Below are 15,836 nucleotides of genomic sequence, written 5' to 3'. Positions count from 1 at the left end.
CGCAACGACACGTGTTCGGCTCTCCAACGCGGCGACCTGTGGCTTTATACGCTGGCGCGGTTCTGTCCGCGATGTTCCTGCACGATTTCGCGACCGATCCTAGCGACCACGAGCCCATGAATTCAGCCAATGAAAGGCTCTGATGTGCGAGCACTCCTTCGCATCGCCCGGCCGACGCTGTTGTTGGTGGTGCTCGTGGGGATCGTCGGCGGTCTGCCGTGGGGCTTGTCGTGCTTCTACTGGTCTCCCGTGCCGAACCACGTGCCCGACTATACGGACGTCACCGGCTGGTTGGACGCAGCCAAGCTGTTCCCTGACCAGGCGTTGATCGACGTCCTGGTCTCTGCCGCGTGGATACTGTGGGCACTCTTCACACTGCAGATCGCTGTGCAACTGCCAGGCGCCGTCGCCGACACCGCACGTTGCCTGCGGACTGGCGTGGTGATGCCGACAATGGAGAACGCCAACCTTGCCGGCCGGTTCCTGACCAGTATCGCTCTCAGCATCATCGCGGCACGCGGGACATTTGGCGTTGCTGTGGCTACGACCAGCACGCATGGTGGAACGGAGGTTGGCGGCCTGTCAGGGGGCGCTGTCAGCGTCGCCTCTGAGAACGCGATCCATGTCGTCGTCGTAGGAGACCGTCTGTGGGACATCGCTGCTAGGTACCTCGGGGATGGTGAACGGTGGAGGGAGATCTTCGAGCTGAACCGCCATCGGATCCAGGACGATGGCCGCGTTCTCACCGATCCGAACTTGATCCAGCCTGGCTGGCGGCTTGTGCTACCCCGTGGTGACTCAGAGGTCACCCCCGGGCATAAGACCGTGCCTTCGCAAGCTTCCGCGGCGACCAGGACCGTGCGGGCAGGATCGACATCGGTGGTTCCGAACGCAGCTGGTGAACGCGATAGCGCGCTTTCGACTCCTGCCTTCTCGGGACCCCACCATCGCGTGGACAACTCGTCTGCTGTGCGCCCCGTCGTGCGCCGCCCCGTCGCGGTGGATCTGCCGAGCGGCGGCTACGTCAGCCTCACCCTCGCGGCCGGGTTCACAGCAGCCCTGGCCGCCGCGCGGATTCGCTCCCGCGTTCGCCCGCCACGCCGGGATCCCGACGAACTTGTCCCGCCGACGCCCAGGCTCAGCGACACCGAGACGTCGCTGCTTCAGGCTGCGGGCGTACTCGGATTCCATGACGAGGATCCCTATATCGACTCGGTTCCGGTCAGCGATGTAGAACCGGTCCCACCGGTTCTAGCGGAGATGCGCGCACCGGAGGCGGTCTATCTCGGGGTCTGTGATGGACGACCGATTTTGCTGGAGACCGCTGCGGGCAACGGCCTCGCGCTCGCTGGCGGCGGTGCGCAGGACGCTGCGCGAGCACTTCTGCTCAGCTGTCTAACGGCTGGCGGATTCTTGGCGAGTTCGGTTGCCTTTCCCGTGGTGACGACAGACGCCGACCTACGTGCCTTGCTGGGCGACGAGTTGGCCGCGCGGCGCGTCGAGCACCTGACCGTCTGCGCCGACTACGCAGAAGCTGTGAAGGAAGCGAATTCCACGACAGCCGATCGTTGTCTCCTGCTCGCTACTCCGTCGGACGAGCCTACGGAGGCGCCCACAGGCCGTGTGGTGCCGATCTACCTCGGCAACCGACAGGCAAACAGCGTCGCGAACATCAACGCCGCTTTCGAGATCACTGCAAGTGGTCCGGCAGCAAATGCACTGGAAGGCGGGACTGCCTATCATCTCAGCCTGCCCGAAGCACGCGATCTTTTCGGACACTTGCCCTTGGCATGGAGCGATCCTGACGCCACGGCTGAATCCTCAGTGAAACCCGCGGTCTCCGCACCACCCGCGCCGCGAACCCCTATGGAGTCGGCGTCGATCCCTCCGCAGGCCTCCCACGCGAAGCCGGCCGCGTCGGAGGCCATCATGATCAACATCCTTGGCCCGGTCCAGATCCTCTGCGGTGGCCGTGACGCAACCGCTGACGTCCGTGTCCAGCTCATCGCGTTGCTTACGTACCTCGTGCTCCATCGGAACGGCGTAAGCCGCGCTGCCTTGGCAGCCGACCTGTGGCCCGAAGACGACCCTGATAAGCGCAGGGCCCACCTCACCACGGCGTTGTCCCACACCCGTACGGCCCTTGCCGGCATCTACGGAGACAAGCTTGAGTTCTTCCCCAAGGATCGAAGCGTCGGCGTGGCCTATCTGAATCCCGAATACTTCGACAGCGACCTCTGGCAGTTTGACGAACTGATCAAGCGTCGCGATGGGGTGGACGCTGCCACTCGCATCGAGGAGTTGACCGCCGCGGTAGAGCTGTATCGCGGGGAACTCGGCTACGCGATCGAGCGGGCGAACAAGCTCACCGAACCTTACGAGATCTGGCTCCGCCCGTTTCGCGAGCAGTACTGGACACGCATCATCGACACACACCAGAGCCTCGCCGAGTTGGTACGTACCTCGGACCCCGAGAGAGCTCTTGACGTGCTGGATCGGGCGATTCGCATGGAACCTTGGAACCAGGGGCTTTATGAGTCGTTGATCAGCCTCCACCTTGACCTCGGTCAGCGGCATGCTGCCGATCGCCGCTTTCGCGATCTGGTCGATCTCCTTGCGCAGCTGGGGACAACGCCCAGCGCACACCTCGCAGCGATGATGACCAACTCGGTGGCGTAGCCCAATGGGTCGCGTACACGGTCGGAACAGAGCGCAACCAAATCATGCTCGGGGGTTACCGAGATCCTGACCGCTTTGTAGACTCATTTCTCGTTGTGAGTAGGGGAGGCCGAGGCCAGCAGCGCTGGCCCAGCAACTGCTCACGCTTGATTTAAGCAGCACACTCGGGGGAGGGTTCGACTGATGGCGCGTCCGTCTGGCTGGGACATTCTGGGTCTGGATGGGGATCCCACCCCGGGTGTCGTGGAATCGGTCCAGGCTCTGGCCAAAGAGTTCGGTGACTTCGCACACGACGTCGAGTCGGCGTATCGGAGCTTGAACTCGTTCGGATCGGACACAACGACGCTGGAGTGGGTCGGCCAGACAGCCGAAGCATTCAAGGCCAACTACGGCCCGTTGCCGGGGCGGCTGCAGAAGCTGTACACGTCTTACAGCGAGGCATCCGATGCACTATCCGCGTACGCTCCAAAGCTGCAGGCAGCCCAATCCAAAGCTGATACAGCTTTGCGGCAAGCGCAGGATGCGCAGGTCGATCTGCAGCACGCCACCACCAACGCCAACACCGCCGCGGACGATCTGAAGACAGCGCAGCAGAGCCACGCCACCACCCCCAACCCGCAGGCCGTCACCGATGCGCAAGCCGCGCACGACACCGCACAGACCAACCTGAGCAACGCCAAGGCGCACATGGCCACGCTCACAGCGCAGGCGAACCAAGCACACGACGATCGCATCGCCGCGGCTAAAGACTGTGCCAAGGCGATCCATCACGCCCAGTCCGACGGTATCCACAACAAGCACTGGTGGGAGCACCTCGGTGCGGAGCTGGCCGAGTGGGGCGGGAAGATCGGCGAGATCGCCGGGGATATCGCGCCGGTCCTGGACGTGCTGGCGATCGCGACCGCCTGGATCCCCGGAGTGGACGTCGTCACCGCAGGTCTGGCCGAGGCCGACAACCTGATCGCGCTTGTCGGCACCGGCGTGCAGATCGCCGGCGACGGCATGCAAGGCCACTGGGGAGACGCACTGCTGGGCGCCGGCATGCTCGGCGCTACCTTCCTGGGTGGTAGAGCATTGTCAAAAGTTGGCGGCAAGGCGTTCGACTCAATGGCTTCGAAGTTCGGCAAGGAAGCTGAAGGCTCGGAGAACGCCGTTGGTGCCGAAGCCCGAACCGCAGACGGTGCCAGGCCCGCAGGGAAGATGGCCGACCCCGTCGATGTGGTGTCCGGGTGGATGCTCACCGACGCCACCGACTTGGAACTGCCCGGCACACTGCCGGTGATCCTGCGTCGCGCCTACGCCTCCGGCTATGCAACCGGTCACCTATTCGGCCCCGGTTGGTCTTCCACCCTTGACCAGCGGATCTCGATCAACGAGGCGGGGATCCACTTTGCTGGTGATGACGCGCAGCGGCTGGACTACGGGATACCCGTCGGCGGCAGCGAGATGTTGCCTGAGCGGGGGAGCCGCTGGCCGCTTGTTTGGGATCGTGGCAGTGATGAGGTCCGGATCACTGACCCTTGGTCCGGCCAGACACGGCACTTCGCTGTCACGCACTTTCAAAACGAGCTGGGGCAGATTCGAGATCTGACAGCGGTCTCCGACCGCAACGGCAATCGCATCGACGTGATACGGGACGCGCAGGGGACACCCACGCTGATTGAGCACCCGGGCTACCGCATCGCCGTCGACACGATTGCCACAGCCACTGGTCCGCGTATCAGCTCTTTGCGCCTGGTGGCCGGTGACAGCCTCGGCGACGACACGGTGGTGAAGCGCTACTCGTACGACCAGCGCGGCCGTCTGACAGGCGTGATTAACTCCTCCGGTTCGCCGTTCACCTATGAATGGGACGAGAACGACCGCATCATCGCCTGGCGCGACCGCGGTGGCTATCGCTACGGCTACGTTTATGACCACCTCGACCGTGTAGTCCGAGGCGAGGGCGCCTTTCTGGCGGGCTCGTTCCGCTACGATCCCGCCAACCGCACCACCGTCTTCACCAATTCTCTCGGTCACGTCACCACCTTCGTGTACGACGAGAACGGTCATATCACCGCCGAGACCGATCCCCTGGGCAATACGACGAGTACGCTGTCGGACCTGTACGGCAGGGTTTTGTCGCGTACCGACCCCCTCGGCAACATCACCACTCTGTATCGCGACGAAGCCGGAGACATCCAATCTGTCGTCACAGCCGACGGATCCACCGTCCAGTTCGGTCACAATCGACTTCACCAGGTCGTCTCTGCCGTCTATCCCGATGGCGCCGAATGGCGTCGGGAGTACGACGAACGGGGCAACCTCACATCTGTGACTGATCCAAGTGACGCCGTCGTCAAGTTCGTCTACTCCGACGATGGCGCTCCCATCGCTGTTACCGACCAGGTGGGAGCTGTCACCCGGTTCACCAACGACCGCGCCGGCCTGTCGCTCACGGTGCTGGATCCGCTCGGGGGCTTGACCCAGGCTGACCGGGACAGTGCCGGCCGGATGGTGCGGGTGACGAATCCAAGCGGAGCTGTCACGGCCTTCGAGTGGAATGTCGAAGGTCAACCAGTGGCACGAGTCGATCCCGATGGCGCCCGCACAGTATGGCACCACGATGCCAGCGGACGGCTGGTGCGGATTGTGGATCCCGTCGGCGCGACTACCGTCTTCGAACCGGGCCCCGTGGAGACTCTGATGGCTCGGACGGGACCGGATGGTGTTCGCCATACCTTTACATACGACAGCGAACTCAATCTCGTCGAAGTCGGAAATCCTGCGGGTGCAACCTGGCACTACCACTACGACGCCGCTGGACGGCTGGCCAGTGAGACTGATTTCATCGGCCGTACTCTGGCCTACGAGTATGACGCGCTCGGCCAGTTGGTCATGCGGACCACTCGGGTCGGGCAGCGGATGACGTTGGAACACGACTCCGCGGGCAACGTGGTGGCGCTGCGGACCCCCGATGGGGACTACCGCTACAGCTATGACTCCACGGGACACATGGTCAACGCGGCGGGTCCAGACAACGCCGTTGCCTTCGAATACGATCCGCTGGGCCGGGTGGCCGCCGAGACGGTTGATGGCCGGACCATGCGCTACGGGTACGACCCTGCAGGACGACTTGTCCGACGCGTTACGGCCTCTGGCATCGAGTCGGACTGGACGTATGACGCGGCGGGGCGTCCGACCGGTCTGGCCGCCGGAGATGATCACGTATCGTTCAGATTCGATGAGGCCGGGCGGGAGATCGAACGGCTCTTCAGCGCGGGAGCGTCGCTGGCGCGGGGCTACGATGCGGTCGGCCGCCTGGTCACGCAAGACCTGCTCGCCGGTTCGGCAGGTGGCATGCACAGCGTGTTCGGCCGAACGTGGGCTTGGCGGGCCGACGGCACGCCCGAGGAGTTGCAGGACACACTTCGCGGCGTGATACGGCACTACATATCAGACCGTGCGGGTCGGGTCACCACCGTAACCGCGCAGGGCTGGACAGAGGACTACGCATACGAGGCCTTCGGCAACGCAACCCTCAAGGATGCTGACCCCAACGGCCGACCAAGCGGCGCCGTCCCGGAGGAGGCCACCTCGGCGGCATCGAGTGGTGCAATGAGGACCCTAATTCGGCGCGCCGGGCGAATCCACTTCGAGCATGACGACGCCGGACGCCTCATCCGCACAGTTCGTCGCACGTTGGACGGACGACGACGGGTATGGGAGTACAGCTGGGACTCACAAGATCGTCTCGTGCAAGCCGTCACACCCGACAATGGCACCTGGCACTACATCTACGACCCCCTCGGCCGGCGCACGGAGAAACGGCGGGTCGGCGACGACGGCGCCATAGCGGAGCAGACCGTCTTCTCCTGGGATGGCCCGCGCCTCGCAGAGCAACAAACACCTGGGGCTCGCGGCTCGTCTGTGACCTTGACCTGGGACTACGATCCCGGAACCTACCGTCCCGCAGCGCAGCGGCGCCGGGGCCGGTCTGGCGATGACGCTGACCAGGACCGCATCGACGAGGCGTTCCACGCCATCGTCACCGATCTCGTCGGCACCCCCACCGAGTTGGTCACACCCGACGGTCATGTCGCCTGGCACACCACGACGACCTTGTGGGGACGCACCACAAGCACCGTCGCCGAGGCGGGACTGGACTGCCCACTACGGTTCCCCGGCCAGTACTACGATGCCGAAACCGGCCTGCACTACAACGTCCACCGCTACTACGACCCCGACGCCGCCGCGTACCTCACTCCGGACCCCCTGGGGCTGGCGCCGGCGCCGAACGATCATGCATACGCCCCGAACCCCTTGATCTTTGCCGACCCGTTGGGCCTCGAATACGAAGGGGCTCATTATGGGGAAGGGTTCAACACAGTCAACCCAGACCTCCCGAAGCCATACATCAACCCCAAGGGCAACTGGACCAACGACGTATACACCGTCCGGCAGCAAGCCATGCTGCCGCACATGTCAGGCAGCACCGTCGACGGCAAGAGCCAGTTCCTGTTCAACAGCGAACCCGAAAAGATAACGCTGGACGCCGCAGCTTACGCAGACGCCCACGGCCTGTGGGTCGGCAACAAGGCTCGCGTGTACATCGAGAACGGGCCGGTCGGAATCGTCGGAAAGACCGGCGAGCTGACAAACTGGATCAGAGTGACCAGAGAAGGCAGAATGGTCCACTCGTGGCCGGTCGGCCCGCCCAGTAACGGCTGAGCCAGGGAGATCGCAGTGCCTGAAATCAACAACTGGCTGAAGCGTGACAACCTCAAGGGGTTCCTCGTAGCCCTGTCGTCCTTGGCTGAGTATCGGTTCGACAACTCCGATTGGGATGCCATTGAGACTGGCCTTGAGTCCGACAGCGGCGATCCATCCTGGTTCAGGTATCCATTGGTCGGCCAGGCAAAGATTGAGATCGCGATCTCAAAGCAGGTAGAAGAAGGCGATGTCGACGTGAGGGTATCGATCGAAGGTGCCAGTCCGTGTCTCGGCGAGCAAGTGCGAGCTGTTTGGATGGTGTTCAACCGGTTCGAAGTCGCTGCGGACGTAGACCTGCTCGACTGATCTATGGGCGACTTACTAAAGGCCCTGTTCCACTGTTGACCAGCGTACTGCCAAACAGACGCTGTACAATCAGCCTAGGCTTGTCGTGGAACCGCTCCGGGATGTGTCCAGACCGTGAACGCAGCCTGGATGCTGGTAGCGAACATCGCCAACGACCTGGCCGCCTACATCCGGCTACTTGGCTTCGCCGGCACCGTCCTGGCCGAAGCCACCATCGATACCCTGCGGTTCTGAATCCTGCACGTGCCCGCTCGCCTCGTACGCCACGCCCGTGCCAGAACCCTGAAGATCGGATCCGACTGGCCTTGGGCGGCCGTGCTCACCGACGTCTGGAGTCGGCTGAACGCCCTGCCAGAACCCACTTGACCTGCACGAAAACACCCCGACGAGCGTGGAAGGAGCCATGCGGCACCCCACCCGGACGTGGAACCGCGCCGCCCGCCCGAGCGCCTCGGGCACCCGGCCACCCCGCCGACCCAGCCGAAACGGACAGATGCCCGCGAAACGCGATCCTAACGTCACACGAGCAAGGCGTCTATGGATGCTGAGTCATCCAGGTTAAAGATCGTTAGTGTCGGCAGTGCATACAGACCTTGGTACACCGACAAAGGTCTAGTGGTGTCCCCGCGAACCGATGGCCACAATTATGAAGTGGAAATGATCGGCTGTTCATCGGGAGGGTAAGATGCGAGTAATGAGAACCGGTGCGGCGTTGGCCACCCTGGCCGTGGGTGCCAGTCTCCTGATCTCGGCGCCGGCTCAAGCCAGCGGCGGCACGCTCTATCAGGGTGACTGTGCTTCGTTCAGCCCGGCGTACGGCCCTGGAGTCTGTGTATGGTATGGCGACTACGACACTGGCGCTGGCGGAACCTACGAATATTACAGCGCTAATGACGTTGACAACGTCCCAGCCATGCACGAAACGCTGGTATCTGGCAACGGCGGCTCAGACGGCGCCGGGCTGCCAGTGAAGAACAACGTTGCTTCCGCGTGGAACTACGGCAGCCCCCTGGCGTCCGTTTTCTGCGTCAACTCCAACTACCTCGGCAACCGAGACCGTGTCAACTCCTCGACGTCCGATTACCATCTCGGTAATGGTCTATGGCACAACGAAGCCTCGTTGTTGTTCACGTACTGAATTGGGTTTTGGCAGATAGTGCCCGTCTTCGGCCCGTTTTGCTGAAGGCGGGTAACTGCATGCCGAGAAATATATTGTGCTAAGGGAATCAATGAAAACTGCCTCACGAATAATCTCATTCAGTGCCCTCACGCTCCTGGTGGTCGCTGCCTGTGGCCATTCTTCAAGCAACCACTCGGGGTCGGCCGCGGCCAAATCTGCCGGAACCGCCGCGCCTGCTGTGGCTGGAGGCAACGATGACCTGGCAATAGAGGCATTTGTGGCCAGCGATCACGAAACGGCGGAGCTCGCGGTAGCGCAGTCCATATTGGTGAGTCGTTGCCTTGGCACTCATGGATTCACTTACCCTGTCCTCAACGTGGAAAAGATCGTTGCAATGCCCGATCTCAAAGGCAGATACGGCCCCGTTTCAGACGAGGAAGCGAGCCAGGGCTACCACTTCATGGTCTCGTTGGTGGACAGCCGAAACAAGGGTTTCCAATTCGGCAGTGACCAGCTTCCGCAGCGAACGCCGGCGCTACTCAAGGCTCTTACGGGTTCAGAACAGCCAAACCCGAAAACACCTCCCGGGGGCTGTGAGGCAGAGGCGAGCACCCAACTATGGGGGTCGCCAGCAGGGCAGGACTTGAAGGGCGAGGATCAAATAGCACAGCAAATCAAGGCAGACAGCTTTGCGCAGTCTCAAAGTGACAGCCGAGTTGTTACCGCATTCGCACAGTGGTCAGCATGCATGAAGTCGGCCGGTTACTCCTACAAGACGCCTAACGACGCTCAAAATGACGCCCGCTGGTCTGAAAAGAGTGCATCCGCAGAAGAAATCTCCACCGCGCGAAAGGACGTCGCGTGCAAGAAGGCAACGGGCTTGCCTGGCACATGGCTCGCTGTGGAGAACGAAATCGAACGCAAGGCGATAGATAACAACATCGAGGCTCTCACTAACGGACGAGCTGCGATAGGTAGCGCGGTAAAGCACGCAGCTCAGGTGGTTGGCCATTGATTCCCTAGCTCCTTTTCGCCAAGGTCATGAGGCTGGGCGGCGTTCGCTTGTGCGGTGTCATTGATCTTGGGCTGAGCTCTAATGTGCGGGGGCCATCGCAGGGCCTTCAGAGAGAAGGCTTCAATTTCCCGAAGGGTGGACCTGCGATGGCTCTCTCCCAGACTAAGCTGTTGGGCCTGCCAGCGTCGCTGCGCCATTCCGACAACACTGACACGGTCCGCACTGTGCTGGAGCGGATCCTGCAAGAGAAGCCGCAGACCCCGCGACGATCGGCTCGGCACCGTTCCAGCACAGCCCGGAGCGCACGACCCAGCGTTACGGACACCGCGAGCCAGACCTGACGACTGCGGCCGGAGACGTACAGCTGCACATCACCAAGTTGCGCACCGGCTCCTTCGCCCCTCACCGTTGGAGCGCAAGTGCCGCATCGACCAGTTGTGGTTCGCGGTCGTGGTAGAGGCCTACATCCACGGCCTGTCTACACGATCGGTCGACGAGCTGGTCAAGGCCGTAGGCGTAGACACTGGGATCTCGAAGTCTCAGATGTCGAAGCAGGTCTTTCCTGACCCCGCCCTACTCGAACGCCTTACCGGCGCCGTCCTGGCCGATCCACGATGAAGGGCAAGTCGCCGGCCGCTGCTGGTTCTCCGAAAGATCCATGGCTGAACTCCCCGGCACCGCCACCATCCAGTTCACCGGGCCGGCCGAACTAATAAGGACCCTTATCCTCTCAAACGAACGTGACTGCTCGCGGCGGTTGTACATGCATACCTACCCTGCTTGTTGTTACAACTGCTGGCTTTTTTTGGACTCGTAGGCCGCGCTGTCGCTCCGCAGCTGAAGCAAATATCCACTTCTGCTCGGAGCAGACTCTGGCCTTTTGGGCGACCAAGATCCAGACGGTTGAGTCACCCTGCAACGCGGATTGGCTGATGGCCTCCCAGCGAAGAACCCACATGCTTCGTGCATCGAAGGATCAGCGCCTCAGAGCTTCCACGGGTTCGATTCGCGCCGCACGTAATGCCGGGTATGTTCCCGCTGCAAGGCCTACGACGGCTCCGATCAATGGAGCCGGCAGTACCGCACTGGGGCTCAGAAGAGCTGTCCAGTTTTTTGCCAGGGCCACACTTATAACTGTGCCGACGCCGAGCGCTGTTCCGATCAGCCCTCCGAGAGCGCCGATGGCTGTCGACTCGGCAAGGAATTGGCTGGCGATGTGGCGTGGACGTGCTCCAAGTGAGCGCCGCAGCCCGATTTCACCAGTACGTTCCAGTACCGATACCAGGGTAGTGTTAGCGATGCCCACCGCCCCTATGGCCAGCGTGATTCCAGCCAGTAGCAGAAACAGTGCATTGAGATCACTGGCGACACGGTCTTTGAGAGCGTGTGGGTCCGGAGGCGGTATCGCCTTGAAGCGGTCAAACTGCTCCGGAGAAAGGGCTATTGACGCTTGAGAGGCGACCAATCGTGCGGCACCGAGTCTCGTTTCAATGAGCATGTGCGCGGGGTCCCCTGAGGTAGGCAGGCCGAAGTCATGCTTGGCGGTAGTGGTCGGGATGACCATGCCAAGAAGAACCTCTGGCAAGCGGTTGACGTCAGAGAAAATCCCCTCGACCGAATAAGGGACACCGTTGAGAAAAACGGCGGGCTGGGCATCAATCCGAGAGATACCAAGCCGTTGGGCTGTCGATTCAGACAGAACCACGACGTGCTCGGCACGATTCTCCGCGAATGCGTCGTACGAACGACCCATCGTGATGGTCGGCCTCATCGCGGCAAGAGCCTCAGGGGATGCCGCGTAGATGTCGACTGAACCGCTCTCAGCGTTGGCGTTATCTACTGCGTTCGGTGGGTTGGCTGCAACCGACACGGGCTGACCGTCCTGGCTGTGTACCTTCCACCAGACCCCGGCATGGACGACTCCGTTCAGGCGCTCCACACGCTGGTCCGCGTCTTCAGGGAAGTCATCACGTCGAGGGGAGTCGGTTTGCAGTCCCTGGCCGTTGCCTGCTGGCCCTGTATCCTGCACATCGACTTGGGTTGCCGACAGCGGCGAGAACGCCGAAGAGATTTGGCCGGTGGCAGTTGAAGTCAGACCGAGGATTGCCACAAACGCCCCGACGCCCAAGACCGTACCGAGCATGGTCAGCAGCGTGCGAGCGGGGCGCTGAGAGAGTCCGGCCAACGCCTCCTCTCCGAGTTCACGGATCCTGAGGTGTGAACGATCTATCTGCATGTCAGGGTTGAGGGCATTCAGTTTCGGCTTTCTAGCCCGCACCAGTGGCCCCCGTCTGAGTCTCCGTAAGCCTGCCGTCGGCGATGCGGACCGTTCTGCGTGCTCGTGCTGCAACGGTCGCATCGTGCGTAATGACAAGCAGGGTTAGCCCGTCAGCGATGAGATTATCCAGGATGTCGAGCACACTGTGCGCCATGCTCGAATCCAGATTTCCTGTCGGCTCATCTGCCAAAAGCAGTTTTGGGCGATTGACTATGGCACGTGCGATGGCCACGCGTTGACGCTCACCACCGGACAACGTGCCCGGATGGGCTTCCAGCCGGTGCCCCAGGCCAACCTGTACCAACGCTTCGATTGCGTTTGCCCTGCGTGTGGCTTTGGGGCGGCGGCTAGTGTAGAGCTGCGCAAGCATGACGTTCTCCACACATGAACGGTGTGGCATCAAATGGAAAGCCTGGAAGACGAAGCCAATTCGATGGCCACGCAAAGCGGTTCGGTCCCGCTCCGAGATCTGGGAGGTATCTACGCCGTCCATCAGGTATGTGCCGGCGGTTGGGCGATCTAGCAGGCCGATCAGGTTCATCAAGGTCGACTTGCCGGAGCCGGATGGCCCGATGATCGCCACATGCTCGCCTACGCCGATCCGCAGTTCAACTGGATGCAGTGCGGTTACAGGTGACGGGCCTTGATAAGTGCGTGCCACCCCTCGCAAATCTACGACGGGTGGGGCAGCGCAGGTGGCGGAAGTCACTGCTGTGCCTGCCCGACAACTACGGTGTCGCCTTCACGAAGGGCGCTGGGCTTGATCGGTGTGACCTGCACGTCGCCGTCAGCGCTGGTACCCGCCGACACTGGCACTCGTCGCTGGGATCCGTCCGGTGCTACAACAGTCACCGAGGTTACCGAATCAGCACCTGTTGACAGTGCGGAAAGTGGTACCGCCAAGACTGGACCATCAGTGGCCGCTCCTGTGAGCGTGACCCGGACGTCTTGTCCGTTCCACGTTGTGGGCAGCGGTTCAGTGGACGTAATGGTCAACGGCAAGCCGATTCCTGTCTGTTGAGGCTTGACTGGCTGCTGCAATACGTTTGCGCCGACAGCCGGTATGCCGCTTGAACCCGCCGCAGGACCACTAGCATCTGCTCCGTTGGTATCAGGGCCTTGGCCAGCGGCTATGGTGCCGATCGATGCCACCTTCGCTTCTGCGGTCTGATCTCCCAACGCCTCGGCATCCAATTGGACCTTCATCCCCGGTTTCACGAGATCAGCCTGCGCGGGCGGCAAGAAGGCTGACACTGTCAGAGTCCCGGATTCCAGCGTCAGGGTCGGACCCGAGACTGTCTGGCCTAGCTGCACGTTCAGGCTGGCTACGCGTACGGGAAAGCTGGGAACGAAAACAACCTCGTTCGCCGGCAGCATGACTCCGGCTGGTTCCGACCCGCCGATTATTGGCGGCGGGTAGCCGAGGTGGCGGTAGTAGGCCGAAAGTGCTTCCTGTGTGCCAGGGCCAAAGTGACCATGCGCATCCGAGCCCGAGGGGTAGCCCGCGGATGCCAGCGCGTTCTGCAATTGGGCCACGTCGCCGCCGTCTGCGTTCGGTTCTAGATCCCTATAGGCTGGTACCTGCCCCTGAAGGACCACTATTGGTCGCCCAGACACCTCAATCAGAACTGCCCCTGCCGACAGTTCATCCCCAGCCTTGGCTGTGAGTTTGGAGACGATCAATGCCGATGTGCCATTGGAGGGTTCTGAGCCGCGAGGGGGCTGTGGCGTCACAGCGATGCCTCCACCAGCTGACACGCTACCCCGAGTGGTGACAGTGTTCGCAAGAACCTTTCGCACAACCGATGCAGTCAGCACGGAAGGTCTCGGCGGACGGGTCTGCGCAGCTTGCTCGGCTGGCGATTTGACCCATGTAGAGCCAATTAGACCGCCGCAAGCCAGCACCGCCGCAAGCAATGCCACTGCTAGGAACTGGGTCTGTCGTCGAGTCGGTTGTGACAGACCATTGGTTGTCTCGGCATCGTCTGCTTTGCGTGTGAACACACGGCTCCCTATTTGCCCGAGTGCAGGAGAAGTGGTGTCGTACCGCGGTACGCCCTGAGGCCCCGCGATGATCTTGGCTCATTGGCGAATCGAGCTGCTCTGAGAGGCCAAGCAGGTATTGAGTCTTGCTCACTCTCCGCAACGGAGATAAATCAAAGTGCACACCCCACCCGAACGGAGGGTAGCGTAGCTGAACCCTTTTATCAAACCTCTGTGTTACTGCTTGGTCGGCGTTGACAAGACCTCGTCCTGTCGCAACGATGATCTAGTTGCACCCCCTCGCGCTACCGCCGCATCCCGTTGTGGAGCGGCTCCACCTCGACATGTCGACTGTGGTCACTGTGAGAAGAGGGTGCTTCATGATCGAGATCGCCGCAGGCAGTGCCGGATCTGGCTCGGTGCCGTGCCCGCTAACACGCTTCGGCTCGTTTACCGATGTCCACGAACCCAAGCTCAGCCTTTTGACGCCGCGTGAGATAGAGGTCTTGTCAGGCATTGGCGTGGGGCTGAGCACCCGCGGCATTGCCCGTGGACTGGGCATCCGCGAATCGACCGTCAAAGCTTGCACAACCAAGATCTTCTCCAAGCTCGGCATCGTGTCGCGGGTCCAAGCAGCGCTGATAGTGGCTACACACCTTGCTTCGTGTAGCAGCGGGGTAGCCTGCCGACTCCATCCTTCGCGGTCTTGAAGGCACGGGTAACGTGTCCGGCACCCGACTCGGCTGCTGGACGAGGTCGCCACGGTCGGCACCGTGACCAACGCGTGGGTGGATCAGGGCTTCAAGACACTAGCCCTCGAGCATGGTGCGTACTCCGGTATCGATGTGGAGATCGTCACGCGCCGCGCCGGGCAGCAGGGGATCGCGGTCCAGCCAACAAGCGGTGGGTGGTGGAGAAGAGCAATGGCACTTCGATGCTGCACCGCCGCCTGGTTCGGGACGACGAATCCTGTGAAGCCTCGGCCGAGTCCAGGGTCTGCTGGACGGTAGCTGCCGTCGTGGCCGGCCCGGCTCACCGGCCAGGTCATCCCTACCTGGCGCAGCGTGTGAAGGCGCCTGAGATGACAACCGCGCTAGCCAAGATCGCAGATCGTGAACAGCAGCGGGCAGTCGCGCGAAGCCGATGCTGAACTGGCCACCGCCCGCAAGGTCATCCTGGCGCTCGCCCTCGACGAGGCGGTACCACATCTCCCGGACGGCCCCGTCTACCTGCACGCCCTCACCGTCCTAGCCGGCACCACCGAACCGGTGAGTGCGCGAGACCTGTGCAGCCCACTAGACACCGGCTGTGAACCGACCCAGATCGTTGGTGTCTGTGGAAAGCATGCGCCGCAGTCCCACCCTGTTGGACCGGTCCAAGCGGTGGAGCATACGAACGCTTATGTGAGTCTGCATCAGGTCTGTGCCGGCGCGTACGCGTTGAGGCCAACGTGTCAAGTCTATCAGGGTACGAAGATCTCTTTACTAATACTTTACTCGTGATACATGCGACAAAATACGCCCATGTATGAATCATTACAAAAATGGACGAATCGATCAGAAGGGTGTCCGATTTTACTGGTCTGTTCGGCGGGGTGCTACACAAAGTAGCTGGTCGCGCGGCGTACCGCGTTGAGGGTCGATTGACACGGTAAGGAGTGATCTGGATGCTGACCCATAGCACTCCGGCGTATCGAAGGACCC

At 62.0% G+C, this 15,836-nt stretch carries 10 protein-coding genes and 1 pseudogene; 8 read left to right on the top strand and 3 right to left on the bottom strand.

The window, feature by feature from the left end; translation table 11 throughout:
* Nucleotides 1-144: 144 nt before the first annotated feature.
* From KGQ19_RS11230 to KGQ19_RS52695, 6 genes and pseudogenes are all read left to right on the top strand, one after another.
* Nucleotides 145-2,679, top strand: a complete 2,535-nt coding sequence (locus tag KGQ19_RS11230; protein WP_212009030.1) for an AfsR/SARP family transcriptional regulator — start codon at nucleotides 145-147, stop codon at nucleotides 2,677-2,679.
* Between the two features lie 183 nt (nucleotides 2,680-2,862).
* A complete protein-coding gene (locus tag KGQ19_RS11225; RefSeq protein WP_212009029.1) occupies nucleotides 2,863-7,389 on the top strand; it encodes an RHS repeat-associated core domain-containing protein in 4,527 nt (1,508 codons plus the stop codon).
* Between the two features lie 15 nt (nucleotides 7,390-7,404).
* Nucleotides 7,405-7,737: a hypothetical protein gene (locus KGQ19_RS11220; protein ID WP_212009028.1), complete on the top strand. Its 333-nt coding sequence runs from the start codon at nucleotides 7,405-7,407 to the stop codon at nucleotides 7,735-7,737.
* Nucleotides 7,738-8,431: 694 nt separating this feature from the next.
* Nucleotides 8,432-8,875 (top strand): hypothetical protein, encoded by a 444-nt coding sequence (locus tag KGQ19_RS11215; RefSeq protein WP_212009027.1) that lies wholly within the window; start codon nucleotides 8,432-8,434, stop codon nucleotides 8,873-8,875.
* Between the two features lie 358 nt (nucleotides 8,876-9,233).
* Nucleotides 9,234-9,872: a hypothetical protein gene (locus KGQ19_RS11210; protein WP_212009026.1), complete on the top strand. Its 639-nt coding sequence runs from the start codon at nucleotides 9,234-9,236 to the stop codon at nucleotides 9,870-9,872.
* A gap of 146 nt (nucleotides 9,873-10,018) precedes the next feature.
* Nucleotides 10,019-10,424 (top strand): annotated as a pseudogene (locus tag KGQ19_RS52695) (transposase); the annotation flags it as partial.
* 424 nt (nucleotides 10,425-10,848) lie between these two features.
* On the opposite strand, the gene KGQ19_RS11200 reads toward KGQ19_RS52695, so the two are convergent.
* The 3 genes from KGQ19_RS11200 to KGQ19_RS11190 all read right to left on the bottom strand — a co-directional run bounded on the left by KGQ19_RS11200 (nucleotide 10,849) and on the right by KGQ19_RS11190 (nucleotide 13,686).
* Complete coding sequence (locus tag KGQ19_RS11200; protein WP_212009024.1) at nucleotides 10,849-12,015, bottom strand: ABC transporter permease; 1,167 nt, start codon at nucleotides 12,013-12,015, stop codon at nucleotides 10,849-10,851.
* A gap of 124 nt (nucleotides 12,016-12,139) precedes the next feature.
* Nucleotides 12,140-12,859 carry an ABC transporter ATP-binding protein gene (locus tag KGQ19_RS11195; protein WP_212009023.1) on the bottom strand — a complete coding sequence of 240 codons (720 nt, stop codon included), beginning with the start codon at nucleotides 12,857-12,859 and terminating at the stop codon, nucleotides 12,140-12,142.
* Nucleotides 12,856-13,686, bottom strand: a complete 831-nt coding sequence (locus tag KGQ19_RS11190) for an HlyD family efflux transporter periplasmic adaptor subunit (protein WP_212009022.1) — start codon at nucleotides 13,684-13,686, stop codon at nucleotides 12,856-12,858. Before KGQ19_RS11190 ends, KGQ19_RS11195 begins: the two co-directional genes overlap by 4 nt.
* Nucleotides 13,687-14,513: 827 nt before the next feature.
* Between KGQ19_RS11190 and KGQ19_RS11185 the strand changes: the two genes are divergently transcribed.
* Both KGQ19_RS11185 and KGQ19_RS11180 read left to right on the top strand, forming a co-directional pair.
* Nucleotides 14,514-14,843 (top strand): response regulator transcription factor, encoded by a 330-nt coding sequence (locus KGQ19_RS11185; protein WP_212009021.1) that lies wholly within the window; start codon nucleotides 14,514-14,516, stop codon nucleotides 14,841-14,843.
* 402 nt (nucleotides 14,844-15,245) lie between these two features.
* The gene (locus KGQ19_RS11180) at nucleotides 15,246-15,635 is read left to right on the top strand and encodes a hypothetical protein (RefSeq protein ID WP_212009020.1); all 390 of its coding nucleotides are present in this window, start codon (nucleotides 15,246-15,248) and stop codon (nucleotides 15,633-15,635) included.
* The last annotated feature ends 201 nt before the right edge of the window (nucleotides 15,636-15,836 follow it).

The organism is Catenulispora pinistramenti, assembly GCF_018274385.1.
Lineage (GTDB): Bacteria > Actinomycetota > Actinomycetes > Streptomycetales > Catenulisporaceae > Catenulispora > Catenulispora pinistramenti.
Note: the sequence above shows the minus strand (reverse complement) of the source record. Positions and strands in the feature narration are given on the sequence as shown.